We start from the raw sequence: 24,932 nt of genomic DNA, 5'->3' as shown, positions 1-24,932 counted from the left end.
AAACCATTAGGACTGACACCAGATAAATGATTTTTCTGAAGGTGTTAGTCCTAAAGCTTTACATATGAGATATTTTCTCAAACCCTCAAGACAAAATTAGTATCATGTCACAGCAAACAATCAAGTCTATTTTGCAGGAAAAGCGCTTATTCTATCCATCTGGTGATTTTTCCCAAAATGCCCATATTAAAAGTTTGGCAGATTATCAGCACCTCTACAACAAAGCTAAAGCCAATCCTGAACAATTCTGGGCAGAATTAGCAGAACAAGAATTAAACTGGTTTGCGAAGTGGGACAAAGTTTTAGATTGGCAACCACCGTTTGCCAAGTGGTTTGTGAACGGTAACATAAATATTTCTTACAATTGTCTTGACAGACATTTAACTACTTGGCGCAAAAATAAAGCCGCGATTATTTGGGAAGGAGAACCAGGAGACTCACGCACTCTCACCTACGCCCAACTACATCGGGAAGTTTGTCAATTTGCCAATGTGTTCAAACTATTGGGAGTACAAAAAGGCGATCGCGTTGGTATTTATATGCCGATGATTCCCGAAGCTGCCATTGCCATGCTTGCTTGTGCGAGAATTGGCGCACCCCACAGTGTTGTCTTTGGTGGTTTTAGTGCGGAAGCACTGCGGGATCGGTTAATTGATGCCAAAGCAAAGTTAGTTGTTACTGCTGATGGTGGTTGGCGCAAGGATGAGATTGTACCTCTTAAAGAACGAGTAGACCAAGCCCTCGCTAATAATGCTGTGCCTACAGTGCAAAATGTCCTAGTTGTCCAGCGTACCAATCAAAAAACTAACATGGAACCAGGACGTGACCATTGGTGGCATGATTTGCAAAAGAGTGTATCAACAGACTGTCCGGCTGAACCTATGGACAGTGAAGATATGCTGTTTATTCTTTATACTTCTGGGAGTACTGGTAAATCTAAAGGTGTTGTGCATACACACGGTGGCTATAACTTATACACACATATCACCACTAAATGGATCTTTGACCTTCAAGAGAAAGATGTATACTGGTGTACTGCTGATATAGGTTGGATTACCGGACATAGCTATATTGTCTATGGTCCCTTATCTAATGGCACAACAACGGTGATGTATGAAGGTGCGCCCCGTTTCTCTAACCCTGCTTGTTTTTGGGACATAATAGAGAAATATAGTGTGACAATTTTTTATACTGCACCTACTGCTATTCGTAGCTTTATCAAAATGGGTGAACATCTGCCCCAAACGCACAACCTGTCTTCTTTGCGCTTGTTGGGAACTGTAGGTGAACCGATTAATCCAGAAGCTTGGATGTGGTATTACAAAGTGATCGGTGGCGATCGCTGTCCGATTGTCGATACTTGGTGGCAAACAGAAACTGGTGGAATAATGATTACACCGTTACCTGGTGCTATCCCTACTAAACCTGGTTCAGCAACTCGTCCTTTTCCAGGAATTTTAGCTGATGTGGTGGATTCGGAAGGTAACTCAGTAAAAGACAACGAAGGTGGTTATTTAGTTATTCGCTATCCTTGGCCTGGCATGATGCGAACAATATATGGTGATCCAGACCGTTTTCGACGTAATTATTGGGAATATATTCCCCCAAAAGATGAACAGTATGTCTACTTTGCTGGTGATGGTGCAAAACGTGATGAAGAAGGGTACTTCTGGATCATGGGAAGAGTAGATGATGTCATTAATGTATCAGGTCATCGTCTTGGCACGATGGAAGTAGAATCAGCCCTAGTATCTCACCCTGCGGTGGCTGAAGCAGCCGTGGTCAGCAAACCAGATGAACTCAAAGGTGAAGATATCGTAGCTTTCATTACTTTAGAAAGTAAATATATATCTAGTGAAGAACTGAGTCAAGAACTGAAACAGCATGTTGTCAAAGAGATAGGAGCGATCGCTCGTCCTGGGGAAATTCGCTTTACGGACGGTTTGCCAAAAACGCGGTCGGGTAAAATCATGCGGCGGTTGCTGAGATCAATAGTAACTGGACAGGAAATATCTGGTGATACCTCAACCTTGGAAGATCGCAGCGCTTTAGAAAAGCTCCGGGAAACAAAAGTATCAAATCTTTAGCAAAAATCACTCAAAGCTTGATCGCTTAAGTCCATAATTACCAAGGAGGAAAAGCAAATGGTTTATGTACTTGCCATACTGACACCTAATCCTGACGAACCAGAAGCTCTAGAAAATTACAAAAGACAAGCTAAAGTCATCCGCGATGAATATGGAGCAGAACTGGTTTTACGTCTGAATGTCAAAGAACAATTGCTAGGCTCTTTTGAAGGAGAATCTATTCGGATATTAAAGTTTCCTTCTGCTGACCACGTACGCAAGTGGTTAACAGACCCTCGTTATTTAGAAACAGTACCATTGCGAGAGCGAGGTTACCGCCAAGTAACTATTACCCTTTTAGAAGAGTGACTCGGAAGAAAAACTCATCAGGGTGGGATTTGCGACAAGCTAGGGCTTGTGATCGCAAAACCGATTTACTGGTGATGAAAACAATGGTGTTGTTTGGTGAGGTTGAAGCAGATAAACCAAAGTGTCGATTGCGATCGCCTCAGATGATAAATATATCAAAATGCGGTTGAGGTTGCTGAAATCATGACTTCTAAGAAACACATTCAGTAGGTGTTTCTTAGAAGATCATCTGGTTTAAAAAACCCCGCTTACCCAAACGAGCGATCGCAGCTGCTACTGGCAATCTTGGCATATTTAAAATTTCAGCAGTTTTACTGCTATCTAGATATCCTATTTGTTGCACAGCCTCTAAGACTTTGTAGTCTAATTCCAAATTAGAGAATTCATTTTGCAGTACAGCCACAATTTGATCGATGACATCTTTGGCATTACTAACAGCTACACATTGACCACCGGTAGCTTGAGCGATCGCATTGAATGCCTTTTGTGCCAGCATATCACCACTCATACACAACCCATGAATAATAACTCGGTGGTTTTCTGCCGTTGCAGTTACTGACTGGACATTTAACCCACTAGGGCAAGCATCAGGCCAAGCATCACCACTATGATACCTGCGTGTCTCTAACATCATTTCTCGTAGCCATGTGCCAAAACCGTGGGGTGGTGCATCACCTACCAGTAAAATAAAACGACAACTGTGCTGACGCCATTTCATTTTTGTACAGGCATCGTAGACACCGCTATACACTGCTTCTGGGCCATCACCACCACCATCAGCTCTGAGTTTATTGATAACTTGCTGCATTTGCTGCAATTTAGCTGTCAGTGAGTAAACACGGGTAACAAAAGAGTTATCTTGGGGAGGATAGTCACGGTACTCTACCAAACCAATTTGCAAATCAATATTACTATTAGCCGACAGTACCTTGATAGTGTTTAACAATTGTTGCTGTGCTGAGTGAATAAAACTACCCATACTGGCAGTTGTATCAATAACAAAGCACAGGTCAACGTGGTTAAGAGGTTTCATAGAATTTTGATATGAATAAATTTGCTTGAATCTTAGGAATTTGTGATAAGCTATGTGGAGAAGTTTAAATTCGGTTGTGCGGTTTGTTTTTATTTGTACTTATATTACAGACTTCTCCGGATCTAAAACTCTACGCCATTTGATTCTGGAGATGTTTTATGTCGATTTACGTTGGTAATCTGTCCTATGAGGTTGAGCAAGACGACCTCAAGCAGGTTTTTTCCGAGTATGGAACTGTGAAGAGCGTTCAATTACCTGTAGACCGGGAAACTGGTCGTGTACGAGGATTCGCCTTTGTAGAAATGGGTTCAGAAGCAGAAGAAGCTGCGGCAATTGAAGCCCTTGATACTGCTGAGTGGATGGGTCGTAGCCTGAAAGTTAATAAAGCAAGACCTAAATCAGAGGGAGGTTCCTTTGGTGGTGGTAGACGTGGTGGCAATAATGGTGGAGGATACTCCCGACGCTACTAAGATTTGATGAAACCCAAGTTTAACTTTTAAGTCTCTTGGGCAGGCAAGGAGTCTGCCCTTTTTTGTTCTCTGTTAACTGGATTGGCAAAGCGAAAGTGCATTTTAATTTAGATATTTTCGGTTTTGAGGGAAATAGGGAAGCATAATTAATTTTTTCCCTCTACTCAAAAAATGCAAACTGAATGTTTATGAGCTTATCACTATCCAGTAGTAATATCTAAGGAGATAGAATGACCCAAATAGTAGTGGGCGAAAATGAAGCACTTGAGTCGGCTTTACGCCGATTTAAACGTCAAGTTTCCAAGGCAGGAATTATGCCTGACTTAAAGAAACATCGTCACTTTGAAACTCCTCTTGAGAAAAACAAGCGGAAAGCTAAAGCGGTTGCTAATTCTAGACGGTATAAGAAACGTTTCCGCTCTTAATATCTTTATACATTTAGTATGAATATACCTAAATAACATCTAGCGGCACAGCCGCTAGACGTTATTTATTTGTCATCCCGTACAGGTAGCGGTGTTTCTAAAATCTCCATCAACAATTCTAGTCGGGATGGACGAGATAGCAATGGCACTAGGTTCGGTAGAGAGTAGTAGTCACCCGCAAACGTAAAGGTATCCACAGGTATTTGCTTCTCCTTCAAGTTGCGTTCGATGTAATCACACCATCCTCCTACTCTGACGATAATCACATTAGGCATAACTCCTAAATCGCGCTGGTAAGCTTGGTAAGCAGCGACAAAGTAGGGTTGGGTGTTTTCGCCTTCGTCGGTGACAATGATGATTTGTTCTACCACCTGCTTTTTCAAGCGCATGGTTTCTAGACCTGCACCTATACTGGTTCCACCATTAGGGAAAATATGCTGGAATGCCTTTTCCCAATCTGATAGTTGTGTACCTTGAGCCTTGACTGGGTAAGCAATGGTGTCGAAAGCATAGACAAATAAATTTGCTTCAGTAATACCAGAAATCAAGGCAGCTATTTGCTTACCAACTTCTAGTGCTACATCCATACTTCCAGACTTATCAACCAACAAAGCTGTCGGCTTGGCAATTTTACCGCGCTTTTTGACTTGTTCGTTAGCGACATTTTCCAGTCGGGCCGCAGTCTCTGTATCCAGTTGAGTGACATCAGCCGCAACCGTGGCTTTAAACGCAGATATCCTATCACTCTTAGCTGCTTGTTCTAACTTCCCATTAATCAACGCCTTGACTTCTGGATGATCCATCGCACCGCGCTGCTTCAGAGATTTGAGGTTGTTAATTACCTCCTGTGGTGACATAGAGTTGATTAAAGCCACCAACACCGTTGGAGTAAGTTGCTTAACTGCACCAATGGCAATAGTGTAAGGGATGTTATGCTCAACTATCAAAGCAGCTTGTGCAGCTGGTGTTTCTGCCTTTGCTACCTGCTTCAGCATATAAGCCAAGCTACCCTCTGGTGGTGCATCTTTAAATAACACCGCATCTGCACGCATACTTGGTTTAATATGCAAAGTTGCATACAAGTGCTTCATCGCCTTACGTCCCCGTAAAGCAGCACGGTCAAAAAATTGGGGGTTTATTTCTCGCGCGCGCAAATAGCACTGTACAGCAGTACGTGTAGAACGGGGAACTTTACCGCGTTGCTGCTTCATAAAGTCCACAATCCGTGCAACTTGATAAGGTGGAAATTCTTGCAGCAATACAAAACCAGCATCACGGTGTGCAGTTACATTGCTTGTCAGCAGATGTCCCAAAAACACTTCCTTGTGGTCGCGGACATCGCCGTTATGCTGATACCATACAGCTAGGTGTCCGTAGAAAATTGGGTCAAGTTCTATCATTAACTTGTGAAATTCTGCTACCTTCTCCAACTCGCGGTGAGGCGTAGTCAGCAAGCTGTTGAGAAGTTCTAAACGCAAATCGCGTTCTGCTGTATTCATAGGTACTACCTCCATTAAGAATTTTGGATTTTAGATTTTGTTGCTTTTAGCGAAGCGTAGACACTCGTCAGGCGGCTTCCCGGAGGTTAGATCACGAAAACATAAATACACACTCATAATCTATCTGTGTCAATCTGTGTGTATCTATGTGCATCGGTGTTCGATTTCTAACAAATATCTTCGCCAGTGTAAACTTTAATTGCAAACAAAAACTAAAATTGTGGAGTATAGTTGTCACACGCTACGAGGTGAATAAAATCACCGCGCAAGTTGAGAAAGCTGTTGGTTTATACACAGGAATCGAACCTGTTACCCATCGGTTAATAGCCGACTGCTCTACCAATTGAGCTAGTATGTAAGCTTTTTCTGTTAGGGCGCGGTGACAACTACTGTTGTAACTGCAAGAAGACTAGATGTCAAATGCTACATTGAGACTCAGAATAAAATTGCCGCACAAGTTGAGGAAGCATAAGCCTGAAGACGGCTTCAGACGTAGACTCTGTTTTTTAAGTTGCTTATATAGGAGTGTGTAAGCTTCCTCGATGAGGGTACGGCAAAAATTATTAACTCACATCAAGATGTCTCAAATCTGGTTCAACCCAGCTTATACGGGCTTCCCAAGACATTAACAAATCCCGGCTATAGTATTGCAGTGGTAGATGCTTATTACCGTAACTATCGATGAGTCCATTAGTCAGCTGCAATAAGGAAGCTTGCTTTTGATTCACTGATAAATAATGACGCACCATGTGAATCCAGAATCTGGTAAGAGTTTCGTGATAACCACTATTTTTGCTGGTTTGGATACCTATAGCTGCGTTATAACGTTGGATAGCTTGGCGAATGCGATCGCTTGCTTGTTTTTCCTCGTACTCTATGAGGTAATATAATGCCACTGTTAAATGTGCAGTATGATGCCACTCACAGCTTGGTAAAGTACAATTTTTGAATGCAGTTATAAGATTTTCGATTTGCGTAACTGTTTGATATTTGCTATTTTCATCACTCATTATTCATATTTAATTACCCATGCAAGTTTAAAAAGCTTTTTCCAACTTACGATCGCTCTTACCCGTTTGATTCTCGAGCAGTGGGCGTGCATTCCGCATCTGGCGTGAGATGATGAACGCTGTCACTAGATCAGTCGCCCGATTTTCGCTACCTTAGGATCGTTATCACGTGTGTAGGCTTTTCAGGTTAGGACACGGGTTGAATTGTGAAATTGATAGGTCACTTCGCGCAAGTTGAAAAAGCCGTTTGTTCATACACAGGATTTGAACCTGTATAATCTTGAGCCGAAATCAAGCGCCTTTTCCATTTGGCTAGTATGTAAGCTTTTCCTGTGAGGGCGCGAAGTGGAATATTTAATAACTGGGAAAATGGTGTCCCGCATAAGTTTGTAAAGCCATGAACATTTTGCCTATACCAATTCGGCTACATCCCCATTGAACGGGGATGACAGGAATCGAACCTGTAAACTTCTTGCGAAGTTGAATTTGAATGTATGTAAGCTTCACCTGTGAGGATGCGGGACAAAAACTTATCTTTTATCCGTAAACTGCTTCTGGTCTTACTATTAAATCCCCACTTGGTCTACGGTCAATTACGTAAGATTCAAAGCGGTTTAGTTGCACATCAAAATGTTGTGCTAGTCGCTGTTTAATAATATTATCATTCATGTTAGCTGTTAAGCCTAGTTGCAACTCACTAACATCATAGGAACGACCTTCAAAGCGAATGTGAACCATACAACCTCCTTTGTGTAAATTTTTGGGAGGTAAGACTTTTTGTATTTGTTTAATTTGTTTGTTGTTTTTATACTACTAGCGTACTACAATAAATGTCAAGGGGTAAAAGAAAGTTTTTTCAAGATTCACAATTTGATGTTTTACGCTTAACCCAAAAAGTAAGTAGAGACGCAATGTTTCTCAAGTCTCTACAATCTGTTTTTAAGTGTTACACTAGTTTAGCTCTTGATCTGAGCGATCGCTACAGATGTCAGCTTTCAAAGTATTTATACTTAGCAAATTAGGATTTTTTATATAATAAAAAGCAGCACACACATCTTGACAATTATTGATTTATAAATACTACACACGTAAAAACTATCAAAAGTTGCTTGACACATGGGATTTAGACCAGCTTCGCTTTGAAATTTTAGAACTTATATTAAAATATTCTTAAATATATTAAGTACTTATAATTTATTTGCTAAATATTTTCTTTATTTTGTTTATAATCAGAAGGTGTAGCTACATTCTTTCAGCTTGATATACTTTTTCCTCTATATAATTTTGTTGTTAGAGCAAAAAGTACCGACTTGATAAAGTTGATAAACGAGCCAGTCTTGAATGAGCGTTATCTTACCGCTCTTGGAATGCCTCGTCTGTTCGTTCAGGAGGAACGGCGAATGCACATGAGATTGCCTGGAGAAGGAATGGAACTGGCACAAGTGTATATGGTTGATGAAAATAGACAAAGCTTCCAACCGCCATTGATACTGGTGGTGGAAGACAATGATGACAACCTATTACTGATGAGCTATGCTCTTGAATCATTTGGCTGTAGGCTTATTTGTCAAACAGACAGTTCTGCAACAGTGCTGGTAGCCAAAGAATATCAGCCAGATTTGATACTACTAGATATTTTGTTACCCGGCATCAATGGTATTGATGTAGTACGCTCCTTAAAACAAGAACCACTGACACATCATATTAATGTTATTGCAGTTACTGCTTTAGCTAGCTTAGAAGATAGAGAGCGTATTCTTGAAGCTGGCTTTGACGATTACATCAGCAAGCCTTACATGATAGAAGATCTAGAAGATATCGTTTCTCGTCATCTTGGTAGCCAATTAAAGCATAATTCAGCTCTTGACTTGTGTTAAAACTAAAATATAGGAGGACAAGAGTTTTTGATTGTTTATGAAGCCTTTTTCCTGATTTTGGTATTAGAAGCAGAATCACGAAGATCAGGTGTTTCGGATAAGATAGCAATAATCCCTGAACGCCCAGTTTCTAAGGTCGCATCACTTAGTATCTCTACTACAGATACATGCAAAATATGCTCAATTAATTCTCTTAATTGGGGTTGAATAGCTTCATCTAAATCAGAACGTACTTGTTCAGCTAATTCGTGTCTACCTGTTTGAGCTAATAACTGTTCTGGTGGTGTAATCGAATTTTCAATTACAATCACTAGATTTGTATCTGATAGGCGAGATGTTACTTTGCTAGGCTGATGTCCTAGTTGTTCGCGATATAAAGCCTGTATACGTTGTGCTAATGTACGTTCTACTTGACCGCGAGTGGGAATTGATTCTGCCATATATTTTGTATAACTAAGATATAGACCACTAGTAATAAGTCAACAAGTACAGCAACAAATCAACAATCAAGAGTCATTAGTTATTCGTTATTTATTAGTATTTAAAAACCAAACAATAACAAGCAACTATTAAGGAAATATAGACTCTTAATCATGAAATAATACCTCACTTTTTGAGTTATCACTAGCAGTGTAACCTAAAAAAATCATTGACGTATATTGATGTTAGAGATGATTTAGTGAGCCTGCTGTCTGCTGTTTAAGGTTGCTGTATTGAATAATAGTGGTACAAAATTTTTAGATCACCATCCCAATGAAGTATCTTCACTCTAAATCAAGTTATAAGTAAACTATCTGAAAGATATACACCTATGTATTACCTATAAAAATTTTTTATTATTTATTTGCTTAAATGTAATATATATAAGTCAATCTGAGTAAAAAAATTTCACTACTTCCCCTTGTTTCATATCTTGCGCTTGTCCAATTATTTGCCCTACTCTGAAAATAAGGCAGTCCCGATGAAAAAATTTCATCGCAATCATGTAAAACCTCACCCCTGCCCCTCTTTGCGAGTTCACCAGAGGGGTGTCCTCTTTTGACGGGGTGAGGTAACTTTCAGGTCATTTCTTTGGTAAACGGACTGTGAAAACACTGCCTTTACCCAATTCGGAAGTGGCTTCGATTGTTCCTCCGTGTAACTCGACAATACGACGTGATAAATGTAATCCTAAACCACTACCAGCACGTTTATTTTTACCTTGGCGAAATCGTTCAAATAGTGTTGGTAAGTCATCGGCAGCAATTCCGTATCCGGTGTCTTCTACTTCTATCTTGATCCAACCTTGATCTGTAGAAGATGGAGGAGTTGCACACATGCGAACGATTATACTACCTGTATCTGTAAATTTCAGAGCATTTCCAACTAAATTACTGATCAACCGCCGTAGTTCTAGGCGATCGCCTAAAATGATACAATCATTTTCAGTTTGTTGATTTAATTCACTGCTATCTACTTTTAGGAGTATTTCTTTTTCATCAGCGAGTGGATGTAATTCTTCAACTACTTCTGTGGCAATTTCGCAAACATCGCAGTTTTCAAATTGCAGTGTCTTTTTACCTGCTTCTAGACGATGGACTTCTAACAATGTGTTAACCATGTCCAATAAGTTTTGGTTGCTGCGAATCATGGCCGCGATCGCCTGTTTCATCTCTGGCGAAATTTTGCAGAAGGTTTCCTGGCGAAATAAATTTAGCATTCTGTCAGCAGCAACTAAAGGAGTCCGTAAGTCGTGAGTTAAACGTGAAACAAAGTCTTCCTGCTGACGAAATAATTTTTTTTGTTCATCAAGGCTACGCTTCAGTCTGAGTAGCGATCGCACCCTTGCTAATAGTTCATCTTGATCAAATGGTTTGCGGATAAAGTCGTCAGCCCCTGCATCCAAACCTTCCACAACACTCACATCATGAAATGCCGTCAATAACAAGATAGGAATATAATCTAGAAAAGGGTGATTACGGATGCGCCGGGTGACTTCATAGCCATCTAACCCTGGCATCATCACATCTAGTAAGATTAAATCTGGAGGAGATTCTTCGACTTGCTGTAAGGCTGTTGCCCCATCTGCCACTAAATCTATTTCGTACCCTTCAATTTCTAAGATTGTCTGTAGTAAGAATAAGTTATCAGGTGTATCATCAACGGCAAGAATTTTTTCTACTTTAGTATCTGTAGCTGAAAACATATTTCATTGGATAATAATATTGAGGAAAGCTGTATTGTCGTCATTTGTTATTTTTCTGTTTTTGCACTCTGTCATTATTTTTCATTTCACATTTCCACTTCATCAAAAATGACTAAATACATGAAATTACTTGCCTCTTTCTCTGGGTAGTTGCTGCACTTGGTCTTGGGCAAAATTAAGTGTCTCTGGCTGTTTACTCAAGGTCTTTTTTGATGATAATATATTAGAAATCCTTGGCGATCCATCTTGATTTTGTACCTTGGATGACAAAACTTGACGTGGTAGCGAAATCCGAAAGACTGAACCCTGGTTTAATTCACTTTCTATAGCTATTTTGCCCCCCATCATTTGGACTAGCGCATCTACAATTGGCAAACCAAGACCTGTACCGGGATATTTACGAGTAATACTTTGGTCAAGTTGGCGAAAGGCTTCAAAGATATATTTTAGATCTGAGGGGGCGATACCAATGCCTGTATCCCAAACAGCAATTTCTATTTGATGATCTGGCAGTTCTGTGACATCCACACCGATACTACCGGACTCTGTAAATTTAATCGCATTCGAGAGCAGATTCATTAAAATTTGCCGCACACGTACAGGATCATTAAATACCATACTATTTTGTAAGTTATTTTGAACCTGTACAGAAAGTTTTTTTGCCTCTGCTAGAGATAAAGTTTCAGCAACGGTAGCTTTGACTATCTGTGATAAATCGAATATTTCTGGTTTCAGACATAATCTACCAGACTCCAGTTTAGAGAAGTCAAGGACTTCATTTAACAACATTAATAAATGCTTGCCATTATTGAGGATACGTTCTACCATATCCCTTTGCTGGGCTGATAAATCACCACATTTGGGACGCAGCAATAGCTGAGAGAAGCCAATAATAGCATTCATCGGTGTCCGCAGTTCATGAGATATTGTTGCTAAAAACTGGGATTTTAGCAGTGAAGCTTCTTTCAGCTTGATGTTTTGTAGTTCAATTTGTTGTTGTTGTGCTTCTAATTCTTGATTTTTACGAATTAGCAATTCATTACTTTCTCGAAGTTGCTGGTTTACCAAAGCTACTTGCATTTCTGCCCGGTAAACTCGAATGGCATTTCGTAAAACCTGAGTTAGTGTGACTGGTGAGACTCTTGATTTGGAAAGATAGTCTATAGCACCAGCTTTCATCAACTCAACAGCAATTTGTTCGTCTCCTTGTCCGGTAAGGACTACCAAAGGCACTTTAATGTTACGAGAACGTACATCGTTGATCAAAGTTAATCCATCTTGATCTGGTAAGCGATAATCGAGAAAAACGCAGTCAAAAGAATTATCCTGCAAATGAGCGATCGCACTTTTACAGTCAGGGGCTTCAAACAGTTGTACATTTATCCCTGCGGCTTTCAAGCCCCGCCGGACTGACATGCGGTCTACTTCATCATCATCTACAACTAATACTTTTAGCGTTTCTTCCATCGCTTTTAATTATTGCTCTTATATACAGCTTCTCGTATAACATTGAAGTTTTCTAGTCATCTGGATAGTTTTTAGTTAGAAGTTAATGATTAATAATTGATTGTTAGTTCTTGGTTGACAATTATTTGCAACTGACCAATGATTTCTCAATCGTGCAAGCCGCTATATTTATGTGTAGAATTAATCCAACATCCAATTTTGGATGACATTTTACCAACTAAGGCATTTCACACAGAGTCCAATATTTATTGAGCGTTGCCATGAGTTCAATAAAATTATTAAAGGTCACAGGCTTGAGAAGATAACCAGCGACATTCAAATTATAAGCTTCCACTCTGTCTTTATCTTGATTGGAAGTTGTCATGACCACCACAGGAGTAGGTCTGAGTTGGGGATCAGCCCGTAGTTCTTGAAGAAATTCGATTCCACCCATTTTTGGCATATTTAAATCTAGTAATATCAAACGTCGGTTAGCAGGAACCTTAGGAGGTGTACCATTACTACTACGCAGCATTGCTAGGGCTTCTATACCATTAGTAGCAACATGTAATGGATTAGTAATATTAACTTTTTTGAATGCCCGTTTGACATTCATGACATCTACTTCGTCATCCTCCACTAGTAGTATGTTAATCATTCTTTGTGTCATCACCTACTTAAAATTGATTTAGTTCTATCCTAAATTCACTTTCCTGACTAGAGTATCAGAGTTATACTTATAGCTAATTACCAAAACATTAATACTTCTTAAAAATTAGTCATCATGATTTGGCAATCACCTTATTTGTTTTGCCTATGCAATTTTTAAGGAAAAAATTCGTTTCCCAAATTTTTCTCCCTAATAAAAGATAGGCCACATTAGCCTTGAGTATGCATTCCTAAATCACACAAATTCAAAGCAAAAAAAATAGTAAAAAAAAATACCTCCAATACCAGTTCATCCCAATTGTAGATTCACTGGTTGAATATCGTCTTCAGCCATTGGTCAGAGTTGCAATAAAGTTTTGCAATGAAAATATTCCACAGAGTTATTCTTTTGGTTGCTTAGGCCAAGTGAAGCGGAAGGTACTACCTACGCTCAGCTGAGAGTTCAAAGTGATTGTACCTGTTTCAGTTTCGACAATCTTTTTCACAATTGCTAAGCCCACCCCTGTACTTTCCTTATGATCGCGCGCTTCGAGTGTTTGGAAAATTACAAATATCTTATTTTGAAACTCAAGAGCAATGCCAGGCCCGTCATCTGCAATGGCAAATTCATAGTAATCTCCCCGGTCTTCTACGGAAATTTTGACGTGACCATCAGACCGATTGTGATGTTGAATTGCATTACTAATTAAATTACTAAACACCAGTTGCAGAGGCAGTCGCTTTGTTAGCAGAGTGGGCATTCCTGGTTGGATTTCAATTGTAAAACTTGGTGGTGGTGCTAAAGATTCAATGACTTCTTGCAACATCTCATCCACTTTTACTACACATAATGGCGTTTTGACCCGCCCAATGCGCGAATATTCCAACAACCCATTAATTAAAGCTTCCATACGCTGCACTCGTCCCCGCAGCAGGTGCATCTGTTGTCGATTTTCTTCTGGTAGTTGATCTTGCAGGTCTTCTTCTATCCATTCTGAAAGATTAGCGATCGCTCGTAAAGGCGCTTTCAAGTCGTGGGATGTGACATAAGCAAATTGATCCAATTCGTCGTTGCGCTTTTTCAACATTGTTGTTGTTTGCGCCAAGATAGTATTGACGCGTGTTAATTCTTCTGCCCGTTGTTGTATCGCCAATTCTGCTTGTTTGCGATCGCTAATATCAATACACGAACCAATATATCCAGCAAAACTACCATCCTCATTCCATCTTGGCGCGCCTACATCTAAAACCCAACGATATTCACCATCAAAGCGTCGCAGACGGTACTCCATTTCAAAATTCTGGCGAGCATCAAAAGCAGTAACATAAGTGTGTAAACAATGTTCTAAGTCCTCTGGATGCACTCCTTCTGCCCAGCCGTTACCTAGCTCCTGTTCCATTGTACGGCCAGTAAAGTCCAACCAAGGTTTGTTAAAATAATTACAAAGCTTGTTGACTCCAGACATCCAAATCATCATAGGCGCTGTATCAGCCAGCGCCTGGAAACGCTGTTCAGTCTCCCGCAATGCTTGCTCAGTTAACTTGCATTCAGTAAGATCAATTACCTGACCTTCCCACATTAAAGCGATGACTTGTCCTGTTTCACCTCGAATTGCTTGCACAGAATATTCGATGGTCAAAGCTTTATTTTCTTTGCTTTGAATGTGAACTTGGTTGCGAATTAATTTTCCTTGGACTGCACAAGCGATCGCTTCATGTAATTGAGTTTTAGCTTGTGCTGAAATCAATTTGTCCAAAACATCCCAAACCGGACAACCAACAACTGCGGTTTTCTCAAGTCCCAAAAAAGTTAAACTTGCCTGATTGACTTCAATAACACTACCATCCAACCCCATCAATAGGCAAAATCGCCAGTTTTGGTTAAAAAATCCACATAAGCATTGCTCTATTCTACTTGCTTCTACCTGCTCTACTTTGTTAATGTTGATTGCAGCAGATTGGGACTCTAGAACCATACCTAAATTCTTGTAAAACTTTATAAATTTATTTATACCGATTATTTTTTCATCAATACAGAACAAATTAGTGTTTATAAATTCAATATTGATTTCTTACTTAAGATAATTTCTGCTTACCGCTTCACACCAGGAATTTTTATTCATTAAGAGTCTATAGTAGCGGCGATTGTAGCTTAGTGACAGTATTCCATAGTTATTTGTGATTTAGCTATATGTCCTGGGCTAGATTTTCCCATCTGACGCGAGTAACAAACGTGGAAATGACTATTTCTATTGGTGGATGCAGATTTATTAAAATATCATCTATCTTAGGTTTTGGAAAATAAAAAAAATAAATCACTAAATGTCGGCTTACGACAGATGGAATTAGTAGAGAGTACAAGTAGCAATGAGTGAGATTAGTATTGTTTTAATTGAAGACCATGACTTGACAAGAATGGGATTAAAAGCAGCATTGCAAACTGACAGTGCAGTAAGAGTTATTGGCGAAGCTGCAAATGCTACTAAGGGTCTGAAACTTTTGGAAAGTGCCAAGCCAGATGTAGCTGTGGTAGATATAGGCTTGCCAGACATGGATGGTGTTGAACTCACCCGCAGATTTCGGCAGTGGCAAACTGAAACAGGAGATACAACAACTAAAATTCTCATCCTGACAATGGAACACTCAGAGGATACAGTACTTGCTGCTTTTGCTGCTGGTGCAGATTCTTACTACATGAAAGATACAAGCATCGAAAGATTAACAGAAGCGATCCAAGCAACATATGAAGGTAACTCCTGGATTGACCCTGCAATCGCCAATGTTGTATTACAACAAATGCGACAAGTTTTCCCAGAGAATCAGTCGGTTGACAAACCCAAGACTGTAAAAATAGATGCATTAGCGCCAGAATACGAGCAAGTCTTAGAAACTTATCCCTTAACTCAACGGGAATTAGAAATTCTAGAGTTGATTGTAGCCGGATGTAGCAATGGGCAAATAGCAGAAAAACTCTACATTACAGTTGGAACTGTCAAAACCCACGTTCGCAACATCTTAAACAAACTTTGTGCAGACGACCGTACCCAAGCAGCCGTTCGCGCCCTGCGTTCAGGGTTAGTAGCGTGAACAAATCCGCGCTATATCCTAAGGTATAGCGCAGGTTTTCCATTAGATATGTTCATACTGCTTATGATCAAATCAATTTACTCGGTTAGATCTTGAATTAAGTTATTGAGTCAATTTTATTTTTCTTTACAAAGTTTAAAATATAGAAATTTCAGAGAGAATTTGTAATGCATGAAAACTGCTTAATCAATGCATTACCTGTAACCCTTTTAATTAATTTATTACAAAAATAAGTATATTCACATATAATTTTGGATTATAAACTAATTGGATCAATTGTTGATACAAAACATTAAAATTAATTCATTTGTTTGATTTAATACCAAGAAAAACTATTCACATAATATTGTAAACATTTTCTTGATAGGTTTATTTTACTAATAATTTTATGAAGTTGATTAGCTAGATATTATTTCTTGCGATAGAGTCTCAACTGAACTTGAGATAGAACAAATAATATTTAGTAATTGTTATACTATTGGCAAATAGTAAGTTAATTGAGGAATAAATTAATTATGCTCAATCTAATTGCTTGGATAATTTTAGGTATTTTAGCGGGGGCTATCGCTAAAGCTATCTACCCTGGCCATCAAGGTGGTGGAATCATTGCAACCATGCTTTTAGGCATTATTGGTTCCTTAATTGGAGGAAGCTTATTTAATTTGTTATCCACAGGTAATTTGGTTCTTACAGGAGCAGGTTTTAGCATTGGAGGTTTAATTGTTGCCATCATTGGTGCAATTATTGCTATCTTTATCTGGAGTTTGATCACAAGACGTAGTGCAGTTTAGAGTAGTGTTGAATATGTATAAAATATCTGTGGTTAGCTCCAACAATTTAGGAACTAACCTTTTTTATTAATTAAGAGTAGAAATAATAATAGTTTACCCAATATCCAGTTGGATAAGATTAAATATAGCACTTTGTATTTAAATAGAGTATACACCGCAGCTTTGCTCAGCAAAGCTGCGGTGTACACATAAGTCTGAATAAGTCTGAAATCTGAAATAGCTTATGAATCCTGGTTTTACCCTACCTTAATCCTCCCCTTGTAAAGAGGAGGAAACTATATGTTTTGTTTCCCCCTGAAATTCGGGGGAATTAAGGGAAGGTACGTGATAGCACGGCTGGGTACTACTGTATAAACAATTTTTAGTAAATAGCTCTAGCAGTAATGAGGATTTTGTAAACAATTTGGCTAAGATAATCTGTTACTACACAAGCTAACTTTATCTATAAAAATTTTAGGAAACAACAAAAATTTTCCAGCTTAATTTTGCAATTTTTAGTTGTGTATAAACAAATTATAATCACCAGGCATCCTCTGGTTGCTAAAGCCCTAAATCTTGTTTTACTCTAAGGACTTTTTCACATCATCTTTGATGTTCTCAACTGTATGACGTAGCTGTGCTTCTGCTTGCTTCGCTTGACCTTCGGCTTTATCCTGAGGATTTCCAGTTACTTCGCCAACCATTTCTTGAACTTTTCCTTCTATGTTTTTAGCGGTTGCTTCTACTCTATTTTCGATACTCATAATTGTTTTTCCTCAATATATGTTGATCAAATACTATTGTTACTAATTCAAAAAGACATCGCCCTGTAGAGATAATTTTATTGAGTTACTCTTTACCAATAGATAGATTTTTTGATAAAAAACTTAAAACTAAACTATGAAATTTAAAGCTAATATCTTCCATATGATAGATACGACACTTTATGGAAGACTTCAAGCTTTTATTTCTAAACATCATTATTTGGTTGTAAGGGCAGTAAATTAAACACTTATTTATGCCTACATATCTATTTTCCAAGTAAGTATTAATTATATAGACAGAAAATAATGGGTGTAAAAAATAAACAGAAAAAAAATGTATGGGTACATGAAATTAACGATATTGTTAGGGGTATATGTGGTGGTTTTTTATTTGGAACCCCCTTACTTTATACGATGGAAGTCTGGTGGATAGGATCTATTGCTAAGCCATCAATAGTCATGTTAGCGATCGCATTGACGTTTATAGTAGTTTTTTTACTCAACCGCACAGAAGGCTTTCGCAGACGTAGACATGGTAGCCGACCTTATGAAGCAGTCACAGATACCATAGAAGCAATGGCAATTGGCATAGCCTGTTCTGCATTGATACTCCTACTATTACAAGAACTGACATCAGAAACTTCCCTCAGAGAAATACTGGGAAAAATCGTATTTGAAAGCGTACCATTTACTCTTGGTGTAGCACTAGCAAATCAATTTTTGGGAGACACTCGTGGCGAAACTAATTCACAGACACAAAAACGCTCCCCGGAAAACCAACACAGAAATAGTAACTCTGATGATCTATATGTCACCTTTGCAGATATTGGTGCGACTTTAATTGGTGCAGTCGTGATTGCATTTAACATCGCTCCCACAGATGAAATTCCCATGTTGGCGGCGGCAGTTTCACCACCCCGACTGATAGCTATTATTGCTGTATCTTTGCTGATTTCCTATGCCATTGTCTTTGAAGCTGGCTTTTCAGACCAAAAAAAACGCAGACAGCAAAGAGGTCTTTTCCAAAGACCAATCAGTGAAACGATTATGTCTTATTTAGTATCACTACTAGCAGCAGCTTTTATGCTGTGGTTTTTTCAAAAATTGTCTTTTAGCGACCCGTGGAGAATGTGGTTGGAATACACCTTACTATTAGGATTGCCTGGAACAATTGGTGGCGCTGCTGGTAGGTTGGCTATATGAACACAGAACAAGAACAACCAAAGCGTTCAGCTGCGGAATGGACTACTTTAGGTATAGCCTCATTCATCCTTGTTGTGATTGTGAGCTTAGTCGGTTACATTTGGCTCAATGAAAAAGATCAGCCTCCCATTCTTTCTGTCAGTAATAAACAGAAAACTTGGGAAGCTGACGGGCAGTTTTATGTTCCTTTTGAGGTCGTGAATATAGGCGGGGAGACAGCCGAGTCAGTTCAACTGATTGCTGAGTTAGAAATAGAAGGGAAACTTACCCAAACAGGAGAACAACAAATCGACTTTTTATCTCGTGGTGAAAAGCAGGAAGGAGCATTTGTATTCAACCAAAACCCCCGCAAAGGTAAGTTAACTATTCGAGTTGCCAGTTATAAATCACCTTAACAACTCGTTAACAACTCGTTGTGCATTATATTTTTTTCGTTATGGTCGTCATTAGTCATTAGTCAATTGACCAATGACCAATGACCTTTTCCCTAATTACTTCTATCCAATGACTAATGACTAAACAACCACTTTTTTCTTCGACCAAATACCATTATCATCTTCATCAAAATGTTGGTGAACAGCTTCCCAAGCAGCTTGTTCAGCCTTTGTTTGATCATTTGTCTCATCTAACACAGCATTGTAGCGCTCAATAAAGGTATTCTGAGCTTCAGGGGAAAGATGAGAGCGTACCTCAGCAGATAAATCCTCGGGACTATTGCAACGACCAGGACAGGGACGGGGTAATGCTGTTTCCATTGTATGAATTTCTTCACCACCGGCACTTTCCATCAGTATTTGAAATTCCCCACTCCGATCCGCAGGAACTTCTGCCATAACTAAGAACTCTCCTGCTTGCAGACGAGTTTGGTATACTGCGGCTTTATCTTCTGGCATACCCAAGGTGGCTAATACAGAGACTAAACCTGCACCCGCACTACCTGCGATCGCTCCACTTGCAGCCCCTAATAGTAATGCACCAATTGGACCTGCTGCTACAATTGGGCCAACAAAAGGAATAAATAATACACCAACACCTGTAAGCAAGCTTAAAAAAGAACCAAATAAAGAGCCAAAAATTGCTCCTGTTCTTAAACCACCGAGAATTACATCTTTTTTAGTAATGAAACCAGCAATGCGAGTTTCTGATTTAAAGTTTCTGCCCATGACCGAAATATGATCTCTGGGTACACCCCGGTCTAGCAAACGCCGAATCACGTTATCTACTTGGTTTTGTTCTTTGTACACAGCCGAAATTGTCCGTTCAGCTTTGTATTCTGCCGCCATTTAACACTCCTGTTATTTTGTTTTTGCACATATCCAAACAAATAGTTCGTAGTAAGTCTCTAGTCTTGATATATTCGGCGAAGATAGTACTTACTACGAACTTTCTTAATTCATGAGGTGTGAATTCTATCTATCTTTAGTTACACATAGTTACACACCCACAGGTGTTTTTTGGGTTTGGGGTTGAGAACCATCAGCTTGCAATGCCTGTCCTTCAATAAATGAACGTAACATCCAAGCAGCTTCTTCGTGACCTTCCATTAATCCAGTTAAGAAATCAGCAGTTCCTTGATCGTGGAATTCTTCAGCACAACGATCAATATGTTCACGAAGATTGCGAATAATTTGCTCGTGGTCATCTACCAGGCGAGACACCATCCCGGTTGCTGTAGGTACATTACCGCCTTCTTCCTTAATAGTACCTGCCTTCAAAAATCCCTCCATAGTGCCAATTGGATAACCACCTAAAGCACGAACTCGCTCAGCAATAGCATCAATATTTTCACTCAATTGTTCGTACTGTTCTTCCCAAATTTCATGCAGACTGCGGAACTGAGGTCCGACCACATCCCAGTGGAATTTTTTGGTTTTCACTATTAGTAGATAGGAATCTGCCAAATCTTGATTTAGCAAATTAATCACACCTTGACGTTGCTCGTCTGTCAAACCAATATTTAATGGACGCATTGTTTCTAAATCCTTAAGCTAACTCCTCTTATAACTTCAGCAATTCATGCCTTTGTAAACATCAATCCAAAGAATGATTATGTTTTATTTAGTAATAATGGCTTTTTTTGTTTAATAAACTATCTTATTCTCTCTCAAATTTATGTCTGTCTATAGATTTCACTAAAGACTATATTTTTTATTTAATGATTGGTATTACAGTTGTGCATGTATAGGTATACAAAGTATATACCGATAAAAATATTGAGATTATTTACACTCATCTAAATAACTTTTTTACAATATGAATATATAGCAATTCTATTTTATTTAGGAAAATTATCAGGCACAAATCCCCAACATCTTAGAGAAGTCGGGGATTCTATTTTCTGATATATAGAGAAAATCATAGTAAATAAATCCCCAGTTAAAAATACTGGGGCAAAGGACACTTGACGTCTATTACTTATTGCCTGTAACTTTTTTCAAAAAGTTACTTACTTCTTCTTCTACTGAGACTGCTTCTTGAGAATTTTCAGGACGATTCATTTTTTCAGCATCAGCAGTACCTTGAATTTCGTTCAGTCCTCCTCCACTAGTACGCTGTTGAGTTTCTTTCAATCCCAGAGGAGCAGATTTAGCTACCTCGTCAGTTTCACGCTGAGTTTCAAGTAATTGATCGGTAGCTTCTGTTGGATTACTTTGATAGCTTTCAATTGCAGCAGCAGGAAAAGCATTAGAGAATAACAGCAAAGCACATGTAAAGGCTACAACTAGAAAACGTACGGGACGCAAAATAGAACCTAAAAAAGAAATAGTTTTTTGCATTTTAATTCCTCCAGCGACTGGTGTAAATAATATAAGATCAAGAGGACATTGAGCAGTCATAAATACTAAATGCTGTTGTTGATTTAGTATTCATTTTTATTTATCTGTCTCAATAACTTTTTCTTGATTACATTTCACATTGATTTTTTTCAATGCGTGCATAGTAATTTTATAGTCGGGAATCTAGATTTGTTGAATCGACCTGTAGACTGAAAGTTTGAATACAAAAATTTACAAAATACTCTCTCTAGAGATAGATATTTTGATATATATTTGCCAGGCTAGTTATTAAATTATTACCTATAAGTAATAGTAATAATTCCATTTTTGAATGATCAAAAATGGAGAGGACTGGAATAGTAGACATCTGTAGAGCAGTTTCCCATCCTTATTATTTATGTATGATGATTGGTTATTTGGTCTTGATTTTTCCCGTTACTAGCTTACGCAACCTACATAATTAAATATTTAAGTGGATACAATATCATTCTATCTTTGGCGGTGGACTGTTATCCGCCTACTAGGGTCTTGCTTTCTGACCCAAGATAGGAATTTCTGCATTTGCGGCTCATTTCTAAGCTTCTCTATTGAATTAAGTTCTTTTGCAAGTAGTTTGTTATCAAAAAATGCATGAATTTGTCGATGACAGGCTGAACAAATATTCACAGTTGGCCCTGGGTCTGTTTTCTTGCGTTTGGTGTTTTGTCTTGGAACCAAGTGATGAACGGTAAGACATTCCATCTCTCTTTCACACAGTTCACATTGCATGGTTGATCTTTTTGCTCTTTGCTTGTAGTAAGCGTAAAGCATGCTTACTACAAAACAATTGTATTTCTCTGAATTGAGGATTGCGATCGCCTCAAGAAAAACGTCGCAAAATTTCGTCCAACTTGATTATTCACTCAAAACAGAGGCACAAGCTTGAGCCATAACCCAGAGTTTGTGTAGTAAAAACTCAGTGCGATCGCTCAGTGTGGTAACAAACACACCTTGTGCATTTTCAGAACCATCTGATAACCAAGAACCACTCAGAGTAACTTCAATGTACTCAGAATCAGATGCACATAAAGCGAGAATTTCTCTTTCTTCCCATTGCACCTGAGTTTTGAGTTGTTCTAGTCCTGGCAAATTCGCAGGAAGCAAAAAGGAAGCAGTGCTAGGTTCAACAGACAGACTTTGACCGACTCGCAGTGTCAAAATCACTCGTTGCGCTACCCATTCCTCAAGGGACTGAGCCAGACACTCTAGGTGAAAACTCGTTTCGGTGTAAGTTAATTTCAGCATTCCTCATGCTCTCCTGTTATTCCAGGTTTATTTGCATGTCCATCCAAAACTGTTCCGCAAAAGCAATCGTGGGATGGACTGGTGCTTTTGGTTTAGTACGTAGACGCATACCCGCTTCTTGTGGGGTTTTATCTCCTTTTTTGGAGTTACACCGTTCGCAAGCAGCAACCACGTTATCCCAGGTGTGCTGGCCACCTCGAGAACGGGGAAGCACGTGATCTAATGTCAAATGTTTGCTGCTACCGCAATATTGGCAACTGTGATGGTCTCGTCGCAACACTTCCCGTCTATTTACTGGTGGAACTTTCCACATCCGTTCCCGAGAAGCTATTTTCAAGCGAATTTGTTTTGGTACATCAATAACCAAGCTAGGAGAGTGAACTTGCCAGCCACCATTAGTGGTAATATCTAGCGGTTCCGCCTTATTTGTGATCAAAAGTACAATAGCTCGCTTGATATTTACTCGACACAGTGGCAAGTAATTTTGAGAAAACACCACCACAGATTGATCTAAAACTTGCGTTGCGATCGTCACGGTTTGACTCCTCATTAAAAAACCCCCGCTTTTTTCTTTAGTTAAAGCGGGGGTTGAGAATTGACTTTAAAAGTCTTTTATTCCTTTATCGGTACAGCATCTCGGTGTCTGTACCTCCCGCTTCTTTCTTTTAGTTGTGGTGCTCGATTAAGTACACCAATCCTGGCATATTTAGAATCATGATTACCCTCTGTAAATTTGCCCAGTTTTAGGCAAATTAGCCCCATAAATAAATACTCCACTTCCATAGGCGCTGATTCCCAACTGGTTTGGGACTGATCAGCACGTAAAGAAGTAGAGATGGGGTAAATGGATATCACAGAAAATTTCACCTATTGAACATTCCTTTAAACATACTACACTTGTATTACTATCCTGTCTATAGTTTTAAGGAGAAAAACTCATGCATACCATCACTCGCACCCCCACCACCGATATGGAAGTCACCAGCATCCGTCTTGAGCGCGAATTAAAAGATAAACTTAAAGATCTAGCAGGCAATCAGGGATATCAAGCTCTCATCCGCGATATCCTTTGGAATTATGTCCAGCAAAAATCAGGAGAGTGGAAACCTCGATTTTCGAGATCTGATATTCGAGCAAGTATAGCTGCTACAGCCCAACAAGAAGAGCGTTGTGTACTCACAGGTCAATTAATTCAACCGCAACAACCGATGCTGTTAGGACTGACGAGGACGGGCGATATGGTTCCTCTAAGTGTCGAAAGTTTAGCCGGATAAATTTGGATGCAGATGGATACAGCCTAGTTAATGTTATTTCAAGCAAAACTGGGCTGTGTTTATCATGAACTTTAGGAGAAACAAGATAGAAGGCAAACAAAGAATAAGGAAGCTTATTAGGTATAATTATTAACTCTATAAATTAATACTATAATTCGTTATTTTATCTATTTATTCATCAAATCAATAAAAACAGGCAGTAACAGTCGTAAAAATTCTGCCCGAATCATTGGGCTCCTTGCCCCAAAATTAAATTAGCTCAAAAAAATAAATATTTAACAGGAAAATAAACACACTGTTGCCTATTGCCCGTTCCTCCTTTTAAATAATGTTGAAACTATTTAGAAGCTTAGTAATTTATAACACAGGGGGTCTGACTACACTTGACAGATATAAAACATCAGCCTAAAGATTAAATGATTCTAAAGATGAGGAGTAAAGTAACTAGTCTCAATACAAATTTTTCCCTATCCCTTGTTTAACTGTCGAAAATTTTGCTAAACCCTGACGCTAATTACATCTATTGGTGTCTGACCTAACTAAAAAGTCAGCTATAGGAGCTAAATATGAAAAAATATTACATTTTTTATAAAAATTTTCAGTATTAATGCGGGAGTTAATTAGGAACTCTTGGTCACAAGTCTAGAGAAATTACGGTTTATGTATACTTATAGACAGGATAATCTAAGTAGATGTTAGTAACAAAATAGGCGTGTAAAAAGCTGTAATTATATTTGCTTAGTAC

27 protein-coding genes and 2 tRNA genes are annotated in these 24,932 nt (G+C 38.9%); 11 read left to right on the top strand and 18 right to left on the bottom strand.

Going from position 1 to position 24,932, the window contains the following annotated elements:
- Positions 1–104: 104 nt before the first annotated feature.
- From acs to RS893_RS21055, 3 genes are read left to right on the top strand one after another with little or no spacing between them, the layout of a single operon-like run.
- Complete coding sequence (gene acs / locus RS893_RS21065) at positions 105–2,087, top strand: acetate--CoA ligase (protein ID WP_315787611.1); 1,983 nt, start codon at positions 105–107, stop codon at positions 2,085–2,087.
- A 57-nt stretch (positions 2,088–2,144) separates the two neighbouring features.
- Positions 2,145–2,435: a DUF1330 domain-containing protein gene (locus RS893_RS21060; RefSeq protein ID WP_102181090.1), complete on the top strand. Its 291-nt coding sequence runs from the start codon at positions 2,145–2,147 to the stop codon at positions 2,433–2,435.
- Positions 2,432–2,605 (top strand): hypothetical protein, encoded by a 174-nt coding sequence (locus RS893_RS21055; RefSeq protein WP_315787607.1) that lies wholly within the window; start codon positions 2,432–2,434, stop codon positions 2,603–2,605. The genes RS893_RS21060 and RS893_RS21055 overlap by 4 nt, the downstream gene beginning before the upstream one ends.
- A gap of 47 nt (positions 2,606–2,652) precedes the next feature.
- Here the strand turns inward: RS893_RS21055 and RS893_RS21050 are convergent, their stop codons facing one another.
- Complete coding sequence (locus RS893_RS21050) at positions 2,653–3,468, bottom strand: vWA domain-containing protein (protein ID WP_315787605.1); 816 nt, start codon at positions 3,466–3,468, stop codon at positions 2,653–2,655.
- 158 nt (positions 3,469–3,626) lie between these two features.
- On the opposite strand from RS893_RS21050, the gene RS893_RS21045 reads away from it, so the two are divergent.
- A complete protein-coding gene (locus RS893_RS21045) occupies positions 3,627–3,938 on the top strand; it encodes an RNA recognition motif domain-containing protein (protein ID WP_016865356.1) in 312 nt (103 codons plus the stop codon).
- Between the two features lie 230 nt (positions 3,939–4,168).
- On the top strand, positions 4,169–4,363 hold the full coding sequence (gene rpsU, locus RS893_RS21040) for a 30S ribosomal protein S21 (protein WP_016859922.1): 195 nt from the start codon (positions 4,169–4,171) through the stop codon (positions 4,361–4,363).
- A gap of 65 nt (positions 4,364–4,428) precedes the next feature.
- On the opposite strand, the gene RS893_RS21035 is transcribed toward rpsU, so the two are convergent.
- From RS893_RS21035 to RS893_RS21015, 5 genes are all read right to left on the bottom strand, one after another.
- The gene (locus RS893_RS21035) at positions 4,429–5,862 is read right to left on the bottom strand and encodes a vWA domain-containing protein (protein WP_315787597.1); all 1,434 of its coding nucleotides are present in this window, start codon (positions 5,860–5,862) and stop codon (positions 4,429–4,431) included.
- Positions 5,863–6,149: 287 nt separating this feature from the next.
- Positions 6,150–6,218: transfer RNA gene (locus tag RS893_RS21030), tRNA-Asn, on the bottom strand.
- 207 nt (positions 6,219–6,425) lie between these two features.
- The gene (locus RS893_RS21025; protein ID WP_315787595.1) at positions 6,426–6,872 is read right to left on the bottom strand and encodes a hypothetical protein; all 447 of its coding nucleotides are present in this window, start codon (positions 6,870–6,872) and stop codon (positions 6,426–6,428) included.
- A gap of 252 nt (positions 6,873–7,124) precedes the next feature.
- Positions 7,125–7,194: transfer RNA gene (locus RS893_RS21020), tRNA-Arg, on the bottom strand.
- A gap of 215 nt (positions 7,195–7,409) precedes the next feature.
- Positions 7,410–7,610, bottom strand: coding sequence for a hypothetical protein (locus tag RS893_RS21015; RefSeq protein WP_315787592.1), 201 nt, complete (start codon positions 7,608–7,610; stop codon positions 7,410–7,412).
- A gap of 662 nt (positions 7,611–8,272) precedes the next feature.
- Here RS893_RS21015 and RS893_RS21010 point away from each other — a divergent pair.
- Entirely contained in the window at positions 8,273–8,749 is a 477-nt protein-coding gene (locus RS893_RS21010; protein WP_315792058.1) for a response regulator, read from the top strand.
- 35 nt (positions 8,750–8,784) lie between these two features.
- Here RS893_RS21010 and RS893_RS21005 read toward each other — a convergent pair whose 3' ends face one another.
- From RS893_RS21005 to RS893_RS20985, 5 genes are all read right to left on the bottom strand, one after another.
- Positions 8,785–9,189 (bottom strand): DUF2294 domain-containing protein, encoded by a 405-nt coding sequence (locus RS893_RS21005; protein WP_315787590.1) that lies wholly within the window; start codon positions 9,187–9,189, stop codon positions 8,785–8,787.
- A gap of 623 nt (positions 9,190–9,812) precedes the next feature.
- Entirely contained in the window at positions 9,813–10,934 is a 1,122-nt protein-coding gene (locus RS893_RS21000; protein ID WP_315787589.1) for a hybrid sensor histidine kinase/response regulator, read from the bottom strand.
- Positions 10,935–11,060: 126 nt separating this feature from the next.
- Complete coding sequence (locus RS893_RS20995) at positions 11,061–12,401, bottom strand: ATP-binding response regulator (RefSeq protein ID WP_315787587.1); 1,341 nt, start codon at positions 12,399–12,401, stop codon at positions 11,061–11,063.
- Positions 12,402–12,618: 217 nt separating this feature from the next.
- A complete protein-coding gene (locus tag RS893_RS20990; protein ID WP_315787585.1) occupies positions 12,619–13,050 on the bottom strand; it encodes a response regulator in 432 nt (143 codons plus the stop codon).
- A 379-nt stretch (positions 13,051–13,429) separates the two neighbouring features.
- Positions 13,430–15,004: a PAS domain S-box protein gene (locus tag RS893_RS20985; protein ID WP_315787583.1), complete on the bottom strand. Its 1,575-nt coding sequence runs from the start codon at positions 15,002–15,004 to the stop codon at positions 13,430–13,432.
- A 391-nt stretch (positions 15,005–15,395) separates the two neighbouring features.
- Between RS893_RS20985 and RS893_RS20980 the strand changes: the two genes are divergently transcribed.
- Both RS893_RS20980 and RS893_RS20975 read left to right on the top strand, forming a co-directional pair.
- On the top strand, positions 15,396–16,115 hold the full coding sequence (locus RS893_RS20980) for a response regulator transcription factor (RefSeq protein WP_315787582.1): 720 nt from the start codon (positions 15,396–15,398) through the stop codon (positions 16,113–16,115).
- A gap of 515 nt (positions 16,116–16,630) precedes the next feature.
- Positions 16,631–16,906, top strand: a complete 276-nt coding sequence (locus RS893_RS20975) for a GlsB/YeaQ/YmgE family stress response membrane protein (RefSeq protein WP_315787580.1) — start codon at positions 16,631–16,633, stop codon at positions 16,904–16,906.
- Positions 16,907–17,466: 560 nt separating this feature from the next.
- Here RS893_RS20975 and RS893_RS20970 read toward each other — a convergent pair.
- Positions 17,467–17,649 (bottom strand): CsbD family protein, encoded by a 183-nt coding sequence (locus RS893_RS20970; RefSeq protein WP_016865367.1) that lies wholly within the window; start codon positions 17,647–17,649, stop codon positions 17,467–17,469.
- A gap of 306 nt (positions 17,650–17,955) precedes the next feature.
- Here RS893_RS20970 and RS893_RS20965 point away from each other — a divergent pair, with 306 nt between their 5' ends.
- On the top strand, positions 17,956–18,852 hold the full coding sequence (locus tag RS893_RS20965) for a TIGR02587 family membrane protein (protein WP_315787573.1): 897 nt from the start codon (positions 17,956–17,958) through the stop codon (positions 18,850–18,852).
- Entirely contained in the window at positions 18,849–19,247 is a 399-nt protein-coding gene (locus RS893_RS20960; protein ID WP_315787571.1) for a TIGR02588 family protein, read from the top strand. The genes RS893_RS20965 and RS893_RS20960 overlap by 4 nt, the downstream gene beginning before the upstream one ends.
- Before the next feature lie 120 nt (positions 19,248–19,367).
- On the opposite strand, the gene RS893_RS20955 is transcribed toward RS893_RS20960, so the two are convergent.
- From RS893_RS20955 to RS893_RS20930, 6 genes are all read right to left on the bottom strand, one after another.
- Positions 19,368–20,135: a ChaB family protein gene (locus RS893_RS20955; RefSeq protein WP_315787569.1), complete on the bottom strand. Its 768-nt coding sequence runs from the start codon at positions 20,133–20,135 to the stop codon at positions 19,368–19,370.
- A 150-nt stretch (positions 20,136–20,285) separates the two neighbouring features.
- Positions 20,286–20,822: a Dps family protein gene (locus tag RS893_RS20950; RefSeq protein WP_315787567.1), complete on the bottom strand. Its 537-nt coding sequence runs from the start codon at positions 20,820–20,822 to the stop codon at positions 20,286–20,288.
- A 441-nt stretch (positions 20,823–21,263) separates the two neighbouring features.
- The gene (locus RS893_RS20945) at positions 21,264–21,629 is read right to left on the bottom strand and encodes a hypothetical protein (protein WP_315787566.1); all 366 of its coding nucleotides are present in this window, start codon (positions 21,627–21,629) and stop codon (positions 21,264–21,266) included.
- A gap of 489 nt (positions 21,630–22,118) precedes the next feature.
- Entirely contained in the window at positions 22,119–22,397 is a 279-nt protein-coding gene (locus RS893_RS20940; protein WP_315787564.1) for an HNH endonuclease, read from the bottom strand.
- A 126-nt stretch (positions 22,398–22,523) separates the two neighbouring features.
- Entirely contained in the window at positions 22,524–22,913 is a 390-nt protein-coding gene (locus RS893_RS20935) for an alr0857 family protein (RefSeq protein ID WP_315787563.1), read from the bottom strand.
- 16 nt (positions 22,914–22,929) lie between these two features.
- Complete coding sequence (locus tag RS893_RS20930) at positions 22,930–23,463, bottom strand: HNH endonuclease (protein WP_315787561.1); 534 nt, start codon at positions 23,461–23,463, stop codon at positions 22,930–22,932.
- A gap of 388 nt (positions 23,464–23,851) precedes the next feature.
- On the opposite strand from RS893_RS20930, the gene RS893_RS20925 reads away from it, so the two are divergent.
- Complete coding sequence (locus RS893_RS20925; protein WP_009453717.1) at positions 23,852–24,187, top strand: hypothetical protein; 336 nt, start codon at positions 23,852–23,854, stop codon at positions 24,185–24,187.
- The last annotated feature ends 745 nt before the right edge of the window (positions 24,188–24,932 follow it).

The sequence above is a fragment of the Fischerella sp. JS2 genome (assembly GCF_032393985.1).
Classification (GTDB): Bacteria; Cyanobacteriota; Cyanobacteriia; order Cyanobacteriales; family Nostocaceae; genus Fischerella.
This window is presented reverse-complemented; position numbering and strand designations above follow the sequence as displayed.

Bases quoted from the DNA above. Each gene is read 5' to 3' on its own strand.
- acs (WP_315787611.1), top strand. From the start codon at position 105: ATGTCACAGCAAACAATCAAGTCTATTTTGCAGGAAAAGCGCTTATTC.
- RS893_RS21060 (WP_102181090.1), top strand. From the start codon at position 2,145: ATGGTTTATGTACTTGCCATACTGACACCTAATCCTGACGAACCAGAA.
- RS893_RS21050 (WP_315787605.1), bottom strand. From the start codon at position 3,468: ATGAAACCTCTTAACCACGTTGACCTGTGCTTTGTTATTGATACAACT.
- RS893_RS21045 (WP_016865356.1), top strand. From the start codon at position 3,627: ATGTCGATTTACGTTGGTAATCTGTCCTATGAGGTTGAGCAAGACGAC.
- rpsU (WP_016859922.1), top strand. From the start codon at position 4,169: ATGACCCAAATAGTAGTGGGCGAAAATGAAGCACTTGAGTCGGCTTTA.
- RS893_RS21035 (WP_315787597.1), bottom strand. From the start codon at position 5,862: ATGAATACAGCAGAACGCGATTTGCGTTTAGAACTTCTCAACAGCTTG.
- RS893_RS21025 (WP_315787595.1), bottom strand. From the start codon at position 6,872: ATGAGTGATGAAAATAGCAAATATCAAACAGTTACGCAAATCGAAAAT.
- RS893_RS21015 (WP_315787592.1), bottom strand. From the start codon at position 7,610: ATGGTTCACATTCGCTTTGAAGGTCGTTCCTATGATGTTAGTGAGTTG.
- RS893_RS21010 (WP_315792058.1), top strand. From the start codon at position 8,273: ATGCACATGAGATTGCCTGGAGAAGGAATGGAACTGGCACAAGTGTAT.
- RS893_RS21005 (WP_315787590.1), bottom strand. From the start codon at position 9,189: ATGGCAGAATCAATTCCCACTCGCGGTCAAGTAGAACGTACATTAGCA.
- RS893_RS21000 (WP_315787589.1), bottom strand. From the start codon at position 10,934: ATGTTTTCAGCTACAGATACTAAAGTAGAAAAAATTCTTGCCGTTGAT.
- RS893_RS20995 (WP_315787587.1), bottom strand. From the start codon at position 12,401: ATGGAAGAAACGCTAAAAGTATTAGTTGTAGATGATGATGAAGTAGAC.
- RS893_RS20990 (WP_315787585.1), bottom strand. From the start codon at position 13,050: ATGACACAAAGAATGATTAACATACTACTAGTGGAGGATGACGAAGTA.
- RS893_RS20985 (WP_315787583.1), bottom strand. From the start codon at position 15,004: ATGGTTCTAGAGTCCCAATCTGCTGCAATCAACATTAACAAAGTAGAG.
- RS893_RS20980 (WP_315787582.1), top strand. From the start codon at position 15,396: ATGAGTGAGATTAGTATTGTTTTAATTGAAGACCATGACTTGACAAGA.
- RS893_RS20975 (WP_315787580.1), top strand. From the start codon at position 16,631: ATGCTCAATCTAATTGCTTGGATAATTTTAGGTATTTTAGCGGGGGCT.
- RS893_RS20970 (WP_016865367.1), bottom strand. From the start codon at position 17,649: ATGAGTATCGAAAATAGAGTAGAAGCAACCGCTAAAAACATAGAAGGA.
- RS893_RS20965 (WP_315787573.1), top strand. From the start codon at position 17,956: ATGGGTGTAAAAAATAAACAGAAAAAAAATGTATGGGTACATGAAATT.
- RS893_RS20960 (WP_315787571.1), top strand. From the start codon at position 18,849: ATGAACACAGAACAAGAACAACCAAAGCGTTCAGCTGCGGAATGGACT.
- RS893_RS20955 (WP_315787569.1), bottom strand. From the start codon at position 20,135: ATGGCGGCAGAATACAAAGCTGAACGGACAATTTCGGCTGTGTACAAA.
- RS893_RS20950 (WP_315787567.1), bottom strand. From the start codon at position 20,822: ATGCGTCCATTAAATATTGGTTTGACAGACGAGCAACGTCAAGGTGTG.
- RS893_RS20945 (WP_315787566.1), bottom strand. From the start codon at position 21,629: ATGCAAAAAACTATTTCTTTTTTAGGTTCTATTTTGCGTCCCGTACGT.
- RS893_RS20940 (WP_315787564.1), bottom strand. From the start codon at position 22,397: ATGCAATGTGAACTGTGTGAAAGAGAGATGGAATGTCTTACCGTTCAT.
- RS893_RS20935 (WP_315787563.1), bottom strand. From the start codon at position 22,913: ATGCTGAAATTAACTTACACCGAAACGAGTTTTCACCTAGAGTGTCTG.
- RS893_RS20930 (WP_315787561.1), bottom strand. From the start codon at position 23,463: ATGAGGAGTCAAACCGTGACGATCGCAACGCAAGTTTTAGATCAATCT.
- RS893_RS20925 (WP_009453717.1), top strand. From the start codon at position 23,852: ATGCATACCATCACTCGCACCCCCACCACCGATATGGAAGTCACCAGC.